27 protein-coding genes, 1 tRNA gene and 2 pseudogenes are annotated in these 13,758 nt (G+C 59.3%); 8 read left to right on the top strand and 22 right to left on the bottom strand.

Going from position 1 to position 13,758, the window contains the following annotated elements; translation table 11 throughout:
• Nucleotides 1–77 precede the first annotated feature (77 nt).
• The 19 genes and pseudogenes from J7557_RS12910 to J7557_RS12825 form a co-directional block, all read right to left on the bottom strand.
• Nucleotides 78–1,223: a tyrosine-type recombinase/integrase gene (locus tag J7557_RS12910; protein ID WP_291420476.1), complete on the bottom strand. Its 1,146-nt coding sequence runs from the start codon at nucleotides 1,221–1,223 to the stop codon at nucleotides 78–80.
• 20 nt (nucleotides 1,224–1,243) lie between these two features.
• Nucleotides 1,244–1,405, bottom strand: a pseudogene (locus J7557_RS21480) (helix-turn-helix domain-containing protein); the annotation flags it as partial.
• An 82-nt stretch (nucleotides 1,406–1,487) separates the two neighbouring features.
• A complete protein-coding gene (locus J7557_RS12905) occupies nucleotides 1,488–1,742 on the bottom strand; it encodes a hypothetical protein (protein ID WP_291420475.1) in 255 nt (84 codons plus the stop codon).
• Complete coding sequence (locus J7557_RS12900; protein ID WP_291420474.1) at nucleotides 1,739–1,870, bottom strand: hypothetical protein; 132 nt, start codon at nucleotides 1,868–1,870, stop codon at nucleotides 1,739–1,741. The genes J7557_RS12905 and J7557_RS12900 overlap by 4 nt, the downstream gene beginning before the upstream one ends.
• Complete coding sequence (locus J7557_RS12895) at nucleotides 1,863–2,069, bottom strand: hypothetical protein (protein WP_291420473.1); 207 nt, start codon at nucleotides 2,067–2,069, stop codon at nucleotides 1,863–1,865. Before J7557_RS12895 ends, J7557_RS12900 begins: the two co-directional genes overlap by 8 nt.
• On the bottom strand, nucleotides 2,062–2,814 hold the full coding sequence (locus tag J7557_RS12890; RefSeq protein WP_291420472.1) for a hypothetical protein: 753 nt from the start codon (nucleotides 2,812–2,814) through the stop codon (nucleotides 2,062–2,064). Before J7557_RS12890 ends, J7557_RS12895 begins: the two co-directional genes overlap by 8 nt.
• Nucleotides 2,815–2,816: 2 nt before the next feature.
• Nucleotides 2,817–3,347, bottom strand: coding sequence for a Lar family restriction alleviation protein (locus J7557_RS12885; protein WP_291420471.1), 531 nt, complete (start codon nucleotides 3,345–3,347; stop codon nucleotides 2,817–2,819).
• Nucleotides 3,344–3,709 (bottom strand): hypothetical protein, encoded by a 366-nt coding sequence (locus J7557_RS12880; protein ID WP_291420470.1) that lies wholly within the window; start codon nucleotides 3,707–3,709, stop codon nucleotides 3,344–3,346. The genes J7557_RS12885 and J7557_RS12880 overlap by 4 nt, the downstream gene beginning before the upstream one ends.
• Complete coding sequence (locus J7557_RS12875) at nucleotides 3,706–4,107, bottom strand: HNH endonuclease (protein WP_291420469.1); 402 nt, start codon at nucleotides 4,105–4,107, stop codon at nucleotides 3,706–3,708. Before J7557_RS12875 ends, J7557_RS12880 begins: the two co-directional genes overlap by 4 nt.
• The gene (locus tag J7557_RS12870) at nucleotides 4,107–4,346 is read right to left on the bottom strand and encodes a hypothetical protein (RefSeq protein ID WP_291420468.1); all 240 of its coding nucleotides are present in this window, start codon (nucleotides 4,344–4,346) and stop codon (nucleotides 4,107–4,109) included. Before J7557_RS12870 ends, J7557_RS12875 begins: the two co-directional genes overlap by 1 nt.
• Entirely contained in the window at nucleotides 4,339–4,557 is a 219-nt protein-coding gene (locus J7557_RS12865) for a hypothetical protein (RefSeq protein WP_291420467.1), read from the bottom strand. The genes J7557_RS12870 and J7557_RS12865 overlap by 8 nt, the downstream gene beginning before the upstream one ends.
• Nucleotides 4,550–5,620: a DUF5131 family protein gene (locus tag J7557_RS12860; protein WP_291420466.1), complete on the bottom strand. Its 1,071-nt coding sequence runs from the start codon at nucleotides 5,618–5,620 to the stop codon at nucleotides 4,550–4,552. Before J7557_RS12860 ends, J7557_RS12865 begins: the two co-directional genes overlap by 8 nt.
• Nucleotides 5,620–6,123: a hypothetical protein gene (locus J7557_RS12855; protein ID WP_291420465.1), complete on the bottom strand. Its 504-nt coding sequence runs from the start codon at nucleotides 6,121–6,123 to the stop codon at nucleotides 5,620–5,622. Before J7557_RS12855 ends, J7557_RS12860 begins: the two co-directional genes overlap by 1 nt.
• Before the next feature lie 136 nt (nucleotides 6,124–6,259).
• A complete protein-coding gene (locus tag J7557_RS12850) occupies nucleotides 6,260–6,577 on the bottom strand; it encodes a hypothetical protein (RefSeq protein ID WP_291420464.1) in 318 nt (105 codons plus the stop codon).
• Complete coding sequence (locus tag J7557_RS12845; protein WP_291420463.1) at nucleotides 6,574–6,750, bottom strand: hypothetical protein; 177 nt, start codon at nucleotides 6,748–6,750, stop codon at nucleotides 6,574–6,576. The genes J7557_RS12850 and J7557_RS12845 overlap by 4 nt, the downstream gene beginning before the upstream one ends.
• 175 nt (nucleotides 6,751–6,925) lie before the next feature.
• On the bottom strand, nucleotides 6,926–7,168 hold the full coding sequence (locus tag J7557_RS12840; protein ID WP_291420462.1) for a hypothetical protein: 243 nt from the start codon (nucleotides 7,166–7,168) through the stop codon (nucleotides 6,926–6,928).
• The gene (locus J7557_RS12835) at nucleotides 7,165–7,455 is read right to left on the bottom strand and encodes a hypothetical protein (protein WP_291420461.1); all 291 of its coding nucleotides are present in this window, start codon (nucleotides 7,453–7,455) and stop codon (nucleotides 7,165–7,167) included. Before J7557_RS12835 ends, J7557_RS12840 begins: the two co-directional genes overlap by 4 nt.
• The gene (locus J7557_RS12830) at nucleotides 7,455–8,138 is read right to left on the bottom strand and encodes a hypothetical protein (protein ID WP_291420460.1); all 684 of its coding nucleotides are present in this window, start codon (nucleotides 8,136–8,138) and stop codon (nucleotides 7,455–7,457) included. Before J7557_RS12830 ends, J7557_RS12835 begins: the two co-directional genes overlap by 1 nt.
• Before the next feature lie 76 nt (nucleotides 8,139–8,214).
• Nucleotides 8,215–8,613, bottom strand: coding sequence for a hypothetical protein (locus tag J7557_RS12825; RefSeq protein WP_291420459.1), 399 nt, complete (start codon nucleotides 8,611–8,613; stop codon nucleotides 8,215–8,217).
• Nucleotides 8,614–9,029: 416 nt separating this feature from the next.
• On the opposite strand from J7557_RS12825, the gene J7557_RS12820 reads away from it, so the two are divergent.
• Nucleotides 9,030–9,344 (top strand): hypothetical protein, encoded by a 315-nt coding sequence (locus J7557_RS12820; protein WP_291420458.1) that lies wholly within the window; start codon nucleotides 9,030–9,032, stop codon nucleotides 9,342–9,344.
• Nucleotides 9,344–9,601: a hypothetical protein gene (locus J7557_RS12815; RefSeq protein ID WP_291420457.1), complete on the top strand. Its 258-nt coding sequence runs from the start codon at nucleotides 9,344–9,346 to the stop codon at nucleotides 9,599–9,601. Before J7557_RS12820 ends, J7557_RS12815 begins: the two co-directional genes overlap by 1 nt.
• An 81-nt stretch (nucleotides 9,602–9,682) precedes the next feature.
• Here the strand turns inward: J7557_RS12815 and J7557_RS12810 are convergent, their stop codons facing one another.
• The 3 genes from J7557_RS12810 to J7557_RS12800 all read right to left on the bottom strand — a co-directional run bounded on the left by J7557_RS12810 (nucleotide 9,683) and on the right by J7557_RS12800 (nucleotide 11,628).
• The gene (locus J7557_RS12810; RefSeq protein WP_291420456.1) at nucleotides 9,683–10,153 is read right to left on the bottom strand and encodes an MFS transporter; all 471 of its coding nucleotides are present in this window, start codon (nucleotides 10,151–10,153) and stop codon (nucleotides 9,683–9,685) included.
• Entirely contained in the window at nucleotides 10,140–10,379 is a 240-nt protein-coding gene (locus tag J7557_RS12805; protein WP_291420455.1) for a hypothetical protein, read from the bottom strand. The genes J7557_RS12810 and J7557_RS12805 overlap by 14 nt, the downstream gene beginning before the upstream one ends.
• A gap of 514 nt (nucleotides 10,380–10,893) precedes the next feature.
• Nucleotides 10,894–11,628, bottom strand: a complete 735-nt coding sequence (locus J7557_RS12800; RefSeq protein ID WP_291420454.1) for a helix-turn-helix transcriptional regulator — start codon at nucleotides 11,626–11,628, stop codon at nucleotides 10,894–10,896.
• 170 nt (nucleotides 11,629–11,798) lie between these two features.
• On the opposite strand from J7557_RS12800, the gene J7557_RS21475 reads away from it, so the two are divergent.
• The 6 genes and pseudogenes from J7557_RS21475 (at nucleotide 11,799) to J7557_RS12785 (ending at nucleotide 13,663) form a co-directional block, all read left to right on the top strand.
• Nucleotides 11,799–11,933: a hypothetical protein gene (locus tag J7557_RS21475; RefSeq protein WP_367272896.1), complete on the top strand. Its 135-nt coding sequence runs from the start codon at nucleotides 11,799–11,801 to the stop codon at nucleotides 11,931–11,933.
• On the top strand, nucleotides 11,930–12,163 hold the full coding sequence (locus tag J7557_RS21470) for a hypothetical protein (protein ID WP_367272895.1): 234 nt from the start codon (nucleotides 11,930–11,932) through the stop codon (nucleotides 12,161–12,163). The genes J7557_RS21475 and J7557_RS21470 overlap by 4 nt, the downstream gene beginning before the upstream one ends.
• Nucleotides 12,164–12,547 carry a LexA family protein gene (locus J7557_RS21465; RefSeq protein WP_367272894.1) on the top strand — a complete coding sequence of 128 codons (384 nt, stop codon included), beginning with the start codon at nucleotides 12,164–12,166 and terminating at the stop codon, nucleotides 12,545–12,547.
• Nucleotides 12,548–12,805, top strand: a pseudogene (locus J7557_RS12795) (DUF2312 domain-containing protein); the annotation flags it as partial.
• Nucleotides 12,806–13,180: 375 nt separating this feature from the next.
• Nucleotides 13,181–13,256: transfer RNA gene (locus tag J7557_RS12790), tRNA-Arg, on the top strand.
• Nucleotides 13,257–13,279: 23 nt separating this feature from the next.
• Nucleotides 13,280–13,663 (top strand): hypothetical protein, encoded by a 384-nt coding sequence (locus J7557_RS12785; protein ID WP_291420453.1) that lies wholly within the window; start codon nucleotides 13,280–13,282, stop codon nucleotides 13,661–13,663.
• Nucleotides 13,664–13,758 lie beyond the last annotated feature (95 nt).

Raw genomic sequence — 13,758 nt, 5'->3', positions numbered from 1 at the left:
CACCTGTTTGTCTATGTCTCCGCGCAGTCGGGGCGTAGCGCAGCCTGGTAGCGCATTTGTCTGGGGGAAATGTGCCCCTATCCTGATTTCTTCTTTTTCTTCAGAGTGTTGAGGCGGTACTCAACTTCATCCGTGGGAAGTCTCGTGGGAGTGGTTGCTTCCATGGCGGCACGGATATCCTCTGCGACCGCGTGAGCGTATTTCGCCGTGGTCGATGGGTCTGAATGGCCCAATAGGTTCTGCACGACCCTGAGGTTGCTATTGCGCAGAATGCGCGTGGCGGCCGTATGCCGCGTGTCGTGGAACCGGAAATTCTCCACTCCAGCATTCGACACGGCTCGCCGCATCGCGGTGCGCAGGCCGGCGTCCGTCATCGGGTACCGCACGCCGCGGTGGATGCCTTTGCGCTTGTCCGTCCGCCTGGCCTCATAGGTGAAGACGTGCACCGGGTCGTGGTTCTTCTCTGCCCATAGCAGCTCGAAAACCGCATTGCTCATTGGGATCGAGCGTTCCTTGTCGAACTTCCCGATCACCGTGAATTGCCGGTTGAAGAAGTCGACGCGCTGCCATGTGAGGCCAACAATCTCCATGCGGCGGCAGCCGGTGAGCACGGCGAATTCAACCGCTACGTCGTAGCCGCGGGCGAGCTCGTCCATGATGGCGGCCTCTTCGTCAGGCTTTGCCTCGCGGACGCGCTCCTTCGGCTCGGGCAGCATGTGGTCGGCCCAGTCGATCTTCTGAACGTTCACGCCCCATTTCAGCGCAGCGCGCAGCATCACCTTGCGCAGCAGCTCAGTGCATGACCGGTTGACGGTGGCGTTGCTGACGGTCTTGCCGCGGTTCTCCAGTTTTCCGACACGTCGAACATCCTGCCTGCGGCGCGCCACGAGAAATGAAACCTCGTTCTCGCCCACACTGAGTAGCGATCGATCTTTGCCAAGATGTAGCTGGAGCCATTCGAGGTTCGAAAGCGTCGTGGACGCCTGGGCATGGTACTGGCCGACCTCGAGCATGTAGCGGGTGAAGGCGGCGCCGACGGTGATGTCAGCGCCGAAATTGCCGTTGAGCTGGTCTAGCCGGGCCTTCTGCTCGCGCCGGATGCGGTCTTCTTCCTGTCGAGCTTCGCGCTCGCGAGTCTTGCCCGTATCTCCGCTAAATCGACGGCCTCCGAGGCGGAAGTCGTACGAGTACGTGCTGGCGCTGGGGCGCTTGTAGACTGACACTTCGTCTCCCTCCGGACTTGCATGAACGCCGCAATGTCGGCTGGATCATATCGCCTTGTCGGCCGGCGGCCCAATAGGCCGATATTGATTGAGGGCAGGGCGCCTTCTTCGGTCAGAGCCCGCACTTGGCTTTCGCTGACGCCAAGCTCTTTGGCGACGTCCTTCGGGGTGAGTAGCGGCATGTCACCACCACCCCATCTGATGCCCGCCTATCAAAGCAAGGGCTATGAGGAAGAGGAGGGATAGGCCGATGAGGCGCGTCATCTACTTACCCTCTTTCGCTGCGGTGATCATTGCTTTCCATTCGCCGAGAACATCGGGCAGGTCAGGCTCAAGATGGTCGACGGATTTGTTCGCCTCAATCATCCCTTCAGTCGGCTCCATGAGGGCATCGAGCATCGCGTCCACCTCTGGCAAGACATGCGGCCAGTATGGAGGCCAGCCGTCGTGACCCTGCCTATCGGGATCGATGCCTCTTGCTTTGCAAAGAGCTCGCGCCATTTTCTCGCGCATCTTCATGGCTTCAACCCCAGGTTGGTCTTAATTGTACTCAGCCGCATAAGGTTCATCGGCTTCCCGCCCCACTGAGGGCCATAGAGGCGGGCGTCGATGATCCGGGGCAGGGTGACGTTTTCCTTGTCAGTCATTCTGCTCTCCTTCGGAAAGAGCTTGGCGGCCGTCAATGAAGTCAGTCGGCAATTCCACTTCGATAGGCCGGCTCAAGTCCCATGGCTTTCGCGTGGTGGCCAGGTCGACTGCTTTGCCCGGAGAAGTTGCGATGACGTATTGCGTCCACGCTCCCTCAGACAAATTGAATCCGCGCACGATGTAGAGCGTTTCAGCCATTGCCCTTCTCCTTGGTGGTGGATCGGGCAGCTATGACGGCGTCGGCATATCGGTACCGGGCCTGCTCGATGGTGTATCGATAGAAGATTTTCGATCCCCCGGCCGGGTTCGGATATCCATCCCGAAACCGCAGGATCTCTTCGGCGGTGGCGCCAAGAGCAATCTTGTCGCGGAATCCTTCTGCCTTCCATTTGGCGATCTGTTCCTCAACTGCTTCGTCAGGATCGCATGGCTGGCCGGAGTGTGGGCAGCGGCCGTTTTCATCGGCGCAGTCACGGCACATCGGGCCATCACCGGTGATTTCGATCCTGAGATCGCGGAAGTCCCGCCAGTTCTTCGCTGCACGCTCGCCGGTTTCCTTGAGCGCAGCATTGATCGCGTCGGCCGCCTTGTTGGCCTTATAGGCGTCCGCGCTGGCGTCGTCCCGTTCCTTTGCAAGGCGCTCGATCTCCGCCTCCTGGGAAGTGATGAGGGCGGCAGCCTGCAGCATCAGTTTATCGGCGTCACCGATGTTCCAATGCCCCTCATAGGGAACGTGCTCTTGGACGCCGCGCTGAAGGCTTTCAACCATCTCCCCGGCGTCAGGAATATGGTTGGGAGCACAAGCGATCATGGCGGCCCAAACGGCTTGCGCATCGGCAAACACAGTCTCGGCTTCTGCGTGGGCCCGATAGTGCGCCTCTACCATTGCCGCCGTCGGCTCTACCGGCGCCAGCACCCAAGCTTTCGGATTTTCAGCTCCCATCCTCAAGCCTCCTTCAGGGCGGCGGTGAGGGCGGAGCGCATGGAGGTTTTGCCAGTTCCATCACTAGCATCGCCAGCCCAATAGGCTTTCATCGCCCGCTCCACCATCTCCTCCGTTATGACCGCCTTTGGCTGTGGCGGCTCGCCGGAAGTGTGCAGCGGATAGTCTTCGGGAAGCCACCAGCCGACAAAGCCGCCGGTGGTGATGAACCCATAGCGCTGCTCGCCATTCTGCAGGGCATATCCAACCACTTCCCAGCCTCGACCGACCAAATCATCGAGCTTCCGCTTCGGCAGGCCTTCGAAACTCACCGGCTCCTGTGCTGGAAGGGAGAGGGTGCGGAGGTTCCAGGCGGACACGGCGTCGTCGAGGTATTGCGTATCCTCACCGGCCCACATCAAGATCGCAGCGCACCCATCGGTGGAACAGCCGAGATCGAAAGAATCCGTTTCGGCATCAACCCTGATTTCCGCTTCGCCGCCACAGAAAGGGCAAGCAGCCAGTTCGTCCGACACCCTGTTCTCTTTGCTCATGACTGGTCTCCGATGGCGATGACGGCCGAAAGCAGGGCCTCGACAATCGCCAGCTCCATTGTTGGGGCGTTTGCCGAGAAATCGCGGCAAGGTTCGTCCGGCTCAGTGAGACAGGCCCACGGCATGTCCTCCTCGCCGCAGGTGCCCATGGCTATTTCCCAGCGAGCCGGTAGAGCGTTCTGCGCGAGACGCATTGCGTCATCAGCCGAGAAGGTGAAGCAGGGCAGTGCGAGAGGAATGCGGTCCTCGCCGTCGCCTTCGATGAAGGCCCATCCGAGCGCCCGCGCAAGGTCCGCGTCTAGCTCACGATCGGGCCCCGGAGCCTTCTTCACTCTCTCAAGTAGTTCATTGAGATCGGTCATGATGTCGGAGCCTCCACGATTTGGCCGGTGGCGCGGTCAACCCAGACGCCTCGAGCTCGGGAATACTTGATGCGAGCGCCGGGCAAGGTGCCGGGCCGCGAAATGCCGAGATGGCGCGTTGCGACCCGCTTGCCCTTGGCCTGCATCGGCACGTCGTAGGTAGCCGTCTTGTGGCCATGGCATTTGGTGCAGCAGGCAACAGCGTTTTCGAGCAGGTCGCTGCCTTCGTCCGTTGCCGGAATTGGATAGTGGTCTATCTCTACGCGCTTGCCCTCTAGAGCGGCATTGCAGCGCTGGCCGGCCGGAAGGCCATAGACCTCGCCAACGGCCTCACAGTGGCCGCCAGAGCGTTCGCGCGCTTGCCGCTTCACCTTGGCGGAGAAGTTATGCCGGGGCATCAGCGAAGCGCTCCGCGAATGTGATGGGCGTAAGCGCCGACGGCCTTCCAATAGGCCGCCATTGGCCCCTTGTTCTTGAGCCACGACGCTTGCGCGCGGCCGCGGGCGTCCACGACCAGGTCGGCGAGGATGTCTCGGACTGCCTCACGAGCTTCTGGCGGCAATTCCTGAAGGCGCCGAATAGAGGGCAATGCCAGAACAGGATTGCGGACCTCGCGCCGATTGCTGCGCTCAGCCATTGGCTTCCTCCTGTCCTTGAGTCGTGAGGGTGAAGCGAGGGCCATCGTCGGTATCCTCAATGATGAGGAAGCCATCCTTAGCCATACGCTTGAGGGACTTGTGGCCGTCTCTGGGAATGCGGGCGGTGGTGTCTGAGCCGGGGCAATAGCTGCCGCCCACTTCCGAGACGAAGCGCAATAGCTGGCGCTCTTGGTCGGTGAGCTTACGCATGGGCTGTCCTCGGATATCCCTCATGGGTGACGCCATCGAGTTTGCGCCCGGCAGCCTTCTTGCCTGCGCGGTTTAGCCAGACCTGATTGCCGCCCTCGGACGCGAGGTCTTGGCCATTCTCGCCTTTGTCTGTGATGCGCAGTTGGGCAACGCCGTCGATGGGCGGATAGCCCATGCTGGCCGGGCCCCGCGGGCGCCACTCACCCCATTGCTTGAACAAGAACGGCACATCTGCGGCGGCGCATTGGTCCCGCAGGGCACGAAACCAGTCTGGGTGAGATGGGCGCGCCTGCGGACCACTTTCGCCGCCAGCGATCACCCAGTCGATTTCGTAGGTCTCGTCGCACAGGAACGAGTTATTGCATGAGGGGCAATAGCAGTCGGAATCGTCGCCCCAACTGTCGTACCCGACAAATTCCGTCGATCCGCTCCATCCACAGTGCTCGCACTTGGTCATGAAATAGTTGGGTGCGATGAATGGTTCGCCGCCCGGACGGATCGCCGGGCGCCCGGTTGGAAGCCAGCGTTTCCAGTCAATCGGCCCGAGCATCGGTTCAACGGATAGGAAAAGTACGGCCGCGGAGTGCCCCAGCAGGTGAGGAATGTTCTGCTCGGCTCGCTTGTCATCCTCGATGGTCGTCCCAAGCCAGACATGGTCGGAGATATCTTCCCAAAAGGACGGCAGCATCTTCCCGATGTTCTGAGGGCGCTTGGTCAGGAGCAGCCAGTCGAGATCAGGGCATTCTCGGATAAGTGCCCATAGGTCGGCCCGCCATTCCGGCGGCACCTGGTTATCGAAGACATCGGCCATTGAGGCGCAGAAGACGCGCTGGCGGCGACCGTGGGTGGCCTGAAACTCTGCGGCCCTCTTCTGCCAGCGGCGCGGCTCATTCCAATTCTTCTCGCTCGTGCGGCGGCGCGGGACGTTGCCCCAGTGATTGCCGCCGGTGCGCTTGTCGAGATCTGCCGCATAGCAGTGATCACATGCAGGGCTGATCTTCGTACAGCCCCACCATGGATTGAACGTGCTGTCGGTCCATTCGATTCCGGTTTCTTCAGCCATTACGCTGCTTCCTTCCGATCAGCCCCAGCAGAAGGCAGGATGTCGTATTCATTGATGATGTCAGCGGCCGCGGCGAAGACGTCGCTGACCGAACGGATGCGCCTGGTTGGCAATGGGTCGGGATAAGCGCACCAGTCTGTGAAGTGCGTGTAGACGAGGCGCGTCAGTGCTTCCCATGCGGTTTCTTCGTCCCACTCGGGCTCGTAGTAGCCAGAGACTGCGCCGACCATGGCGGTGCCCTTGAGCGGGTGGCATGGCTCTGCCAGGACCATTGCGCGTCCGCGCCGCGTGGTGACCCGAATGCGATCCCGTCCGGTGCCTGTCGGCTGGTAGGTCGGATGGCATGGCGAACGCTCCCAGTTCTTCCGCGGGAAGCCAATCAAGCCATGGTAATTGTCGCCGGTCCGGGCATGTGCGGCGCGGAAGTGCTCGCGGTGATCGCCCAATGTCACCAGCAACGGCGCGGCCCGCTTCGACAGCTTCTTGAGGATGCGCAGATTCATGCCGCCACCTTTTGGGAAGCCCCAGCAGAAGGCGAGGGAGGTTGAATAGGGACAAGACGCTGAGAGAAGGCGCCCATGAACTTCCCGTCTGGGAGTTTGAAGAGGGGGAGGCCATTGCCGATGGGGTAGGTGGCTTTCATGCTGGCACCGTGCTTTCAACTTCGATGTCCTCGATGCTGGCGTACGTGTCGACTTCCCAATCGTTGCGGTGGACCTTCGTCGCCATAGCGAGCTTCTGCGCGGTCTTCTCGTCGGGCGCTTCTACCGTAACGACTGTAGTCACTGGCACGCTTGCGATCAGCACGACGTCCCACTTGATGTTCGGATTGTCTGCCGTCGTCAGCCCCCATGCAGGATCATGCTTGCGCAATTCAGCAGAGGCTTTCCCGTAAGGAAGCTCGGCGATGCGCTGAAGCTCCTCGGGAGAAATTGGACCTGAAACAGGATGGCTCACGACTTCACCTCCGGAACAAACCGATAGTGGGTAACGAAGCCCAAGAATCCGTCTTCCTTGGTCTCGAGGGTGAAGCCAGACGGAGGTTCGGGCGGGTCTTGGTACATGCCGCAGAAGATCCAGCCGGGACGGTTCACGAGCATGTCGATGAGCTTCATGACGGGGTGTGCCATCAGAAGGCACTTCCCGGTGCGAAGCTGGCCGGGACCAATAGGACGCCCCACATCGGCTCATCGAACCGAAGCCAGAAAGCGCAAGCCAGCAGGCCATAGAAGAACGCCAGCAGAGCCAAACCAGTAAGTACGGCCAGAGCGTCATGGACTAGGGAATGGGGCTTGGTGGCGGCGCTCATAGATCATCCCCTTTGATCGCCTCGACGGCGGTCTCATAGTGGATGGGCTGGACGAGCAGCTCAGATCGCAGAGCGCTCGACTTGGCGCCGCCCCAGAAGTACTCCCCGCTGGCGACGACATAGGCGTCGGGCTGGTTTTGGTTCCCGGAGACGACGCTCGAATACTCGCTCTTGAAGCACAGCGAGCCATTGAACCAGAAGAGACCGGGAGGGCATTCGGCTAGGGTGACCGGGCTCATTCCCCTCCCTCCAGATTATCGTGGTTGAGGTCGGTATCGCCTTCGACGGCTTTGCGGGCTTCGCGATCGTCATTGCGGTCAAGCGCAGCATTGCCCTCACGGATGGATGCGAAGAACTCTTCCGCATTGCCGGATTCGAGCGCAGCGCAAGCGGCGTCCATCTTGGCGTTGAACTTGGCCTGCTGCTCAGCAGTCAGGGGAGGGGCATACCGCTTCTTCCTGCTGCCATAGAGCGTGTAACCGGGGCGGTTGCCGTTGATGGTCCTGAGTCCTGGGGTGCCGGCCATCAGCAGTCTCCCACTGTGGTGACAACATCATCCTCCTCGATGACGATCTTGGTGCCGCAAGCGACGTAGGCACGGAGCTTCTGGTCGATGCCATAGAAGTGGCCAAACCGAGTGGTTTTCTTCAGGTCTTGGTTTGCGACTGTCGCGGCGTAAATCTTGCCCTCTGGGTCGATAGCAAGTCGATGCTGGCAGCGATACTTTTCGCGCGGTTCAATGACCTCTTCTTCGTCGAGATAGATGTGTGAATAGCCACGATCGGCATGCTCGACGATGACTGTGATCACCTGGCCATAGCCTTCATCGCCATGTCTGTTCTCAATCATGTCCTTCGCGATTTCGGACAGCTTGACGGTCTTCGGCGCCAGATTGAGAAGTTCATCCATCTCAGCGGCGAGGGTGCCAGCGATGAGCTCTGACACCTTGCCTTCGATCTGGGCTCTGAGCATTGCAGCAACGGTGACGCCATAACTGGGAAGGTCAAGCCGCTCGACGCGCAGAGCATCTTCGACGGCCTTCTCAATAAGCTTTGCCGTTTCGGAGTAGCCGCGCAGCGCCCGGTCGACGGCCTCGACCACGAGCTTCGACACTCGCGTCTCAACTTCCTTCTCGACGGAGGACGCATCGAGCTGCTTGGCAACGGTGGCGCTGATGAGGTCGCCCAAATTCAAGTCGGTCGTGGTCATAGAATAAACCGGCGGTTGCCTTATCAGCACCTGCACCATCACAGCACAGGCCCGCCGCTCCTACTGGGGGAAGGGATTAGGCGGTCCAGTCGACTTCGCCTGTAGCGGCTAAGTGACGGAGCGTGCGGACTGCGGCCTCGGCGGAAATCGCGGGCCAATTATCCGAGTGCTCCGGGTGGCTGCCGGCAAAAAAGAGGTCACTTGCTTGATGACCGTCGATGCCAAGGAAACTGGCAGCTGCGTCGGACACGACCGGGCGCCTCGTGATCTCTTCAAGGAGGCTTTCGCCGGTCAGCTGGTGTTCGATTGCGATAGCCCAGCCCGCTATGCAGGCAGTTGTTCCGCAATGGTGGCCGGTATGATCTGGCGCATCCGGGGTCGTGCGGTCGCAATACCCGGCCATGTTGAAGCCGAGGTCCTTGATTGCGTGCTGTTCGATCGCGTCGGCCACTCGGAGAATGTTTTCAGCGTTCATTTCCCATCTCCCTAGAGGCATCGCCTCGGTGATCTAATGGAAAGAAAGGTACATATCGTACCCTGAAGCGTCAAGCTAAAAAGATACGAAACGTACCCCAATAGGAAAACTCTTAACGACCTCTCGAATCGCTCTCGACTCTCCGAGCGTTCTGCGCTTTGAATGTGAATGAGAACAGAACAGGAACAACGAGATGTTTGAAGGAACGCGTCCGGCTCGCATTTTCGTCCTCCATTGCCTCTGCGCGAACTGCCAGAGACCAACGACCAGGCGCGTCCAGATACCTCGTATGGAAGGGGCGCCGACGACGGTGGACGAATTCATAGAGGGTCTAGAGCATAACCCGGTGCCGTTCACCTGCGGGCATTGCGAGAGCCTGATCGGGGAATTGGTGGGTGTGACGATGGAGAGCGATGATGTCGCAGCATGAAGTCAGCGAGTTCATCGTCGTTGCGCCGGCAACGCTGGGGAAGGCGGTAGAGTGGGCGGAGCCCCGGCTGCTGGAATTCTTGGGCGACCAGTTCCCGAGCTATCGGTTTCGCATTGAGCCCTTTGGCCCCTTTGCGGACGACGAGGAATTCACAGTGATCCCGATCATGAACCGGCCGCCTGTGCCTGGCGAAGATCGAGACCGTGACGAGCTTCACATGTGTCAGCTCAACCCCGAAGCCATTCCGCAGATCCAGACGGCTCTGCGCTCATTCGATCCAGACAAGACCAGGAGTCACTGATGCAGACCGCTCGTATCGATCACAACAGCAAGGTCATCCACTACGTAGTGCAGAGCTATCGTAAGATGGGAAAGAAGATCGTCGCCGATGAACCGAAGATTGCGACCGACGAGCGACAATGCCTGCGAATGGCGGAGGCCGCAGCGCCCCGAAGACATGGCGTCATCGCATTCTCACGCACTGGCGATGCGGATACTGGCGACTTCGACGATCCGGTGATCTTGGCAACGCACGGGGAGGTGCCCGATGCGCTTTGATCGGCGTCTCATGTAAAGTCACTTTACGCCGTTAGGTGTCACAAAAAGAAAGGCCCGGGCATCCCGGGCCTTTCTTGTAGATCATTTGTCGTCATCGCTTTTGCCGTAGCGGCCTTTGACCATGTCGACGATGCTTTTCACTACCTTGATGAAGCCAGATGGCCCTGATTGGGTAACCGCATAGAAGATCGCGAGCCCAAGTATCTGCCAGAAATCCAACATCCCCATAATAGCCAGCGTGAAGAGCAAGGCTATGATGGCAACAGCGACGCACATCGCTAGGATGGTGCTGCCATAGGCCTGAAACCGGCCGAACTCGAAACGCGAGTTTCTGCTTTTCCGAGAGAAATCTCTTGCCTCCGCATTCATCTCCTTGATGAACCCGGGGTCATGCTTTTCGATGACCTCCAAAAGGAGGTCCGGCCGGTCAGTGTATTGGTTTATCTGCGCGGCAATTTCCGCGTAGATGCTTGGAGTTCCGTTTGGTTCGGTTTTTCCAGGCGGGATAATTTCTGGCTTCGTTTTTTCTTCTTCGAGGTTATCGTCTGTCATCGCCCGCGCGCTTCTTCACTTCCTTCAAAAAGGCGCGATGAAGCACAATCGGATACGATGCGATTTCCAGGGCGAAGGTATCCTCGGACAGTTTGCTCCAAGAAGAGAAGCTTTCCGAAGGATCGATGGTTATGCAAGGTGCGTACCTTGGTTTCATCTCGTCCTCCTGCGCCCATGAAGAGTGCGAAGCGCGCACTACGCTTTTCGCCAAATTCAAGCCGGGCATTTTAACACCTATTGTCGCTGCGCCTTGATCCTTGGATCAGGGCTCCCTCCGCTACAACGACTATGCGTCTCGCAGAGTTCACAAACTATGTAGGGTAAACTTTGTCAACTTAAAGTTCACGTTTATGGGACCGGGTAGATATGGTCACGGTTACCCTAACGTATGACGTCCCGCGGTCATTGATAGGGATCAAGTTTTCTACAAAGGTTTGGTCTTTGGTAATCGAGCTCACTAAGCCCATGATGGCCGCGCGTCAGTCTTCGTCATCACGGCGCCCACGTGGCTTCCACCCACGCGGTGGCTTCCGATCTGTGACGTCACCACAATGCGGGCACTTGTAGGAATTGAAAGAAGCGCCGATCGAGAGAATGATCCAGACGATTATCCAAACACCTGCCGTAAACACGGACAACAGCAGGTGCAGGACATGGTTCGGCGTTTCCTTCTCTGCGAGGACCATGCGGTCTTCCTCGTAGCAGTAGCGCCGCGACTTAACGATGCCCACTCGATCCCCCTATAGCGGCAAGTCGTTCCTAACAGACCTCACCAGAGCGATAATCTCAACACTCACGCCATCGTCAGCTTGGGCATCTCGCTTTACCACGATCGGCTTTAGGCTCTTGTCAGACGACCGAGGGTGAAACTCGATCCGGTCTTCGTAGAGCTCGATCTGCTTCACTGACCATTCGCGAGTGTGGCCGCCGTCTCGCGTGCGCTCGACCACAACCACCAAGCCGTCTTTGATCCGCACCTGCTGAGCTACATCCTCATAGGCAACGCCGATGATGCGGTCGCCAGGTAGGATCGGCCGAGGCTCGAGCCTATCCATCGAGTTACCCTCAACATCCCATGCCATGCGGCGGGCGTTTGGAAACCTCTCGTCGGGCGGTTCCCAAACGCGCTCCGGGGCGGACTGATCGAATTCATTGGCTTCGCGATAGACGCCAGCAGCGACCTTGCCGTTGACCACTACAGGAAGCAGGGGGACTTGAGGAGCGAGGCGAACATCGTTGCCGTCGGCGCTCCCAAAGTTCAAATACTCGGGAGTGGTTCCGAAAGCGTCTGCGTAGGAGCGAGCGTCGGCGATTCCAAACCCATTCCGGCCAGCCTCATGGGCCTTGTAGCTGTTCACGTTCCAGCCAAAGGCTTCTGCGGCCTTTACAGCGCTGGTGTGACCGGCGGCTTTCCGAGCAGCGACAAGCCTAGCTGCCCGCTCTTCCCGCTCTTTTCTTTCAAGCTCTTTACTCATGGCACGGATTGTACCCTAACGTTGAGGTACAAATCATACCGAACTACTTGACATGATGGGGTATGATATGTACCCATGTCGTCATGTCGCACACAGACCTCATCAATCTCTGGCCCTCCCTCTCGGATTTCGCATCCGACCTCTCGGTTAAGTACGGGACCGCAAAGGCAATGCGTCGTCGGAGCTCCATCCCGCCAGGGTATTGGGCGGCGATGGTCGCAAAGGCCAAGGCGCGCAAGATCAAGGGCGTGACCGAAGAAGCTCTGGCACTCGCAGCGGCAAAGCCTGAGGGAGCAGCAGCATGATATCCGATTACGTTCGTTCCAAAGTCGGTCCTGCCGATAGTCATTTCGGCGTCACTGCCAGCGGTGGCGACAAGAAGGTGATGCTCCGCGCTGGCGTTGAGTACCTCCACATGACCGGGTTGTTCCTCACGAAGCACCGGGCGCATGCCTGGATTGGTACGCCGGAGCAGGCTCGCAAGTGCCGGGCGAAGTTCGACGTCGCCGCCGGTTGCAAGATGGTGAGGGCGTAAATGTCTCTCCCATCCGATATCCCCGAAGACATCGCCGATCGTGCAGCCATCCTCATGGATGAGCTTCGGCACATCAAAGACGATCTGGAATTCACTGCTCGCGTCATCATGGCGGTGGCAGAGGGCAGGGGCTTCGGCCTCAGCGAGAAGCAAGCCGACGCGCTGGCCTTCATCGAAACCTTCTCTGAGGAGAAGGGCTATTCGCCGAGCTATGCCGAAATCCAGGAAGGCTTGGGCCTCGGCAGCAAGAGCGGCGCGCATGGAATTGTGCAGCGCCTGATCAAGCGCGGTGCGCTCCGCCAATTGCCGAACCGCTATCGCTCGCTCGTCGTCGTGAAAAACCGCGATGTAAGCGCTGCTCACAAAAATTCTGAGGTGGCGTAAATGGCCGTCGAAGACAGCGTAGCTCAAGATCAGATCCGAGCATTCATCGAACGCATCGAGCGGATGGAAGCCGAGAAGGCCGCGATCGCTTCGGACATCAAGGAAATCTACTCGGAAGCCAAGGGAAACGGCTTCGACACGAAGATTTTGCGCAAGCTGGTGACCATCCGCAAGCAAGACGCCAACGAGCGAATGGAGCAGGAAGCGCTGCTCGAATTGTACATGGGCGCTCTGGGCATGATCGAACTGCCCACTGAGGACGTCTACGATGGCGAGCGCGAGCGTCTGAATTCTATCGCTGCTCAGTTGCGCGCTGCGCCGATCAAGCCGAAGTCCGATCCTCTGGCTGCGCTTCGCGCCGATCCCGCTATGGCCATCGTTGCGCCTGCCGACATCACCCCGAAAAGCAATTTGCAGAATGTGCAAAATGCTCAGACCGAACCCCAGCCGTCTCAACCGGCTGGCAGCGACCTGACCTCCCTTGCCCCACATGAGGGTCAGGTCGCACCCAATTCCGAAACCGGAAATCTGGTTTCGGCCGAGAAGCCAGAAGCTCCGGAACCTTCTTCCAGCGATCCGCAGCGGTCGGTGGTGGCTACCCGTGAGGATGCCAGCTCCGAAGCTTCTGGCGCCGGTGGCGTAGCTCAACGGATAGAGCAGGGGAATTCTACTCCTCTGGTTGAGGGTTCGAATCCTTCCGCCATCACCAAATATGCCGAGCCCGGCGTCGTAGTGTGGGAACACACTCCGCCCGAGCCAGTACGCCGCCATCCCTATAGCGCCGCCTTCGGTGATCTTGGGCAAGACCTGGTCGTCATCGACGATGATATCGCCGGCGCCAAGTCGGAGCCGATCGTCCGCATCGGGAATGAAATCCTTGACGGCTGGGCTAGGTACAACGTCGCCCGCGGCATGATCGGCGGAAGCGGCATGTCTACGGAATATCCGGTCATGCAGTACGCGGGCACCGATCCCCTGCTCGACTGTATCCGCTTGAACGTCGCCGGCCGCGTGCTGTCTCCGAAGGACAAGCAGACCGTCGCTCAGCGCCTGATCGCCATCGAGCCCAAGCGTAGGGCTGAAATCCTCAAAGCAGTGGCGGAGCTGGCAGCATGACATCGCAGCACACCCGTCAGTTTGTTCGGAATTGTTCTGCCGGCTTCGCGCTCGTCCTTGCAGTGGCGCTTGTGCTCGGCGTCGTCGGGGGCCTG

The organism is Devosia sp., from assembly GCF_017744655.1.
Lineage (GTDB): Bacteria > Pseudomonadota > Alphaproteobacteria > Rhizobiales > Devosiaceae > Devosia.
The sequence above is the reverse complement of the archived record's forward strand: the minus strand, read 5'-3'. Positions and strand labels throughout refer to the sequence as shown.

What these genes read in the sequence shown, in the direction of transcription:
- J7557_RS12905 (WP_291420475.1), bottom strand. Translation starts at nt 1,742, where the DNA reads ATGAAGATGCGCGAGAAAATGGCGCGAGCTCTTTGCAAAGCAAGAGGC.
- J7557_RS12900 (WP_291420474.1), bottom strand. Translation starts at nt 1,870, where the DNA reads ATGACTGACAAGGAAAACGTCACCCTGCCCCGGATCATCGACGCCCGC.
- J7557_RS12895 (WP_291420473.1), bottom strand. Translation starts at nt 2,069, where the DNA reads ATGGCTGAAACGCTCTACATCGTGCGCGGATTCAATTTGTCTGAGGGA.
- J7557_RS12890 (WP_291420472.1), bottom strand. Translation starts at nt 2,814, where the DNA reads ATGGGAGCTGAAAATCCGAAAGCTTGGGTGCTGGCGCCGGTAGAGCCG.
- J7557_RS12885 (WP_291420471.1), bottom strand. Translation starts at nt 3,347, where the DNA reads ATGAGCAAAGAGAACAGGGTGTCGGACGAACTGGCTGCTTGCCCTTTC.
- J7557_RS12880 (WP_291420470.1), bottom strand. Translation starts at nt 3,709, where the DNA reads ATGACCGATCTCAATGAACTACTTGAGAGAGTGAAGAAGGCTCCGGGG.
- J7557_RS12875 (WP_291420469.1), bottom strand. Translation starts at nt 4,107, where the DNA reads ATGCCCCGGCATAACTTCTCCGCCAAGGTGAAGCGGCAAGCGCGCGAA.
- J7557_RS12870 (WP_291420468.1), bottom strand. Translation starts at nt 4,346, where the DNA reads ATGGCTGAGCGCAGCAATCGGCGCGAGGTCCGCAATCCTGTTCTGGCA.
- J7557_RS12865 (WP_291420467.1), bottom strand. Translation starts at nt 4,557, where the DNA reads ATGCGTAAGCTCACCGACCAAGAGCGCCAGCTATTGCGCTTCGTCTCG.
- J7557_RS12860 (WP_291420466.1), bottom strand. Translation starts at nt 5,620, where the DNA reads ATGGCTGAAGAAACCGGAATCGAATGGACCGACAGCACGTTCAATCCA.
- J7557_RS12855 (WP_291420465.1), bottom strand. Translation starts at nt 6,123, where the DNA reads ATGAATCTGCGCATCCTCAAGAAGCTGTCGAAGCGGGCCGCGCCGTTG.
- J7557_RS12845 (WP_291420463.1), bottom strand. Translation starts at nt 6,750, where the DNA reads ATGGCACACCCCGTCATGAAGCTCATCGACATGCTCGTGAACCGTCCC.
- J7557_RS12840 (WP_291420462.1), bottom strand. Translation starts at nt 7,168, where the DNA reads ATGAGCCCGGTCACCCTAGCCGAATGCCCTCCCGGTCTCTTCTGGTTC.
- J7557_RS12835 (WP_291420461.1), bottom strand. Translation starts at nt 7,455, where the DNA reads ATGGCCGGCACCCCAGGACTCAGGACCATCAACGGCAACCGCCCCGGT.
- J7557_RS12830 (WP_291420460.1), bottom strand. Translation starts at nt 8,138, where the DNA reads ATGACCACGACCGACTTGAATTTGGGCGACCTCATCAGCGCCACCGTT.
- J7557_RS12825 (WP_291420459.1), bottom strand. Translation starts at nt 8,613, where the DNA reads ATGAACGCTGAAAACATTCTCCGAGTGGCCGACGCGATCGAACAGCAC.
- J7557_RS12820 (WP_291420458.1), top strand. Translation starts at nt 9,030, where the DNA reads ATGTCGCAGCATGAAGTCAGCGAGTTCATCGTCGTTGCGCCGGCAACG.
- J7557_RS12815 (WP_291420457.1), top strand. Translation starts at nt 9,344, where the DNA reads ATGCAGACCGCTCGTATCGATCACAACAGCAAGGTCATCCACTACGTA.
- J7557_RS12810 (WP_291420456.1), bottom strand. Translation starts at nt 10,153, where the DNA reads ATGACAGACGATAACCTCGAAGAAGAAAAAACGAAGCCAGAAATTATC.
- J7557_RS12805 (WP_291420455.1), bottom strand. Translation starts at nt 10,379, where the DNA reads ATGCCCGGCTTGAATTTGGCGAAAAGCGTAGTGCGCGCTTCGCACTCT.
- J7557_RS12800 (WP_291420454.1), bottom strand. Translation starts at nt 11,628, where the DNA reads ATGAGTAAAGAGCTTGAAAGAAAAGAGCGGGAAGAGCGGGCAGCTAGG.
- J7557_RS21475 (WP_367272896.1), top strand. Translation starts at nt 11,799, where the DNA reads ATGCGTCGTCGGAGCTCCATCCCGCCAGGGTATTGGGCGGCGATGGTC.
- J7557_RS21470 (WP_367272895.1), top strand. Translation starts at nt 11,930, where the DNA reads ATGATATCCGATTACGTTCGTTCCAAAGTCGGTCCTGCCGATAGTCAT.
- J7557_RS21465 (WP_367272894.1), top strand. Translation starts at nt 12,164, where the DNA reads ATGTCTCTCCCATCCGATATCCCCGAAGACATCGCCGATCGTGCAGCC.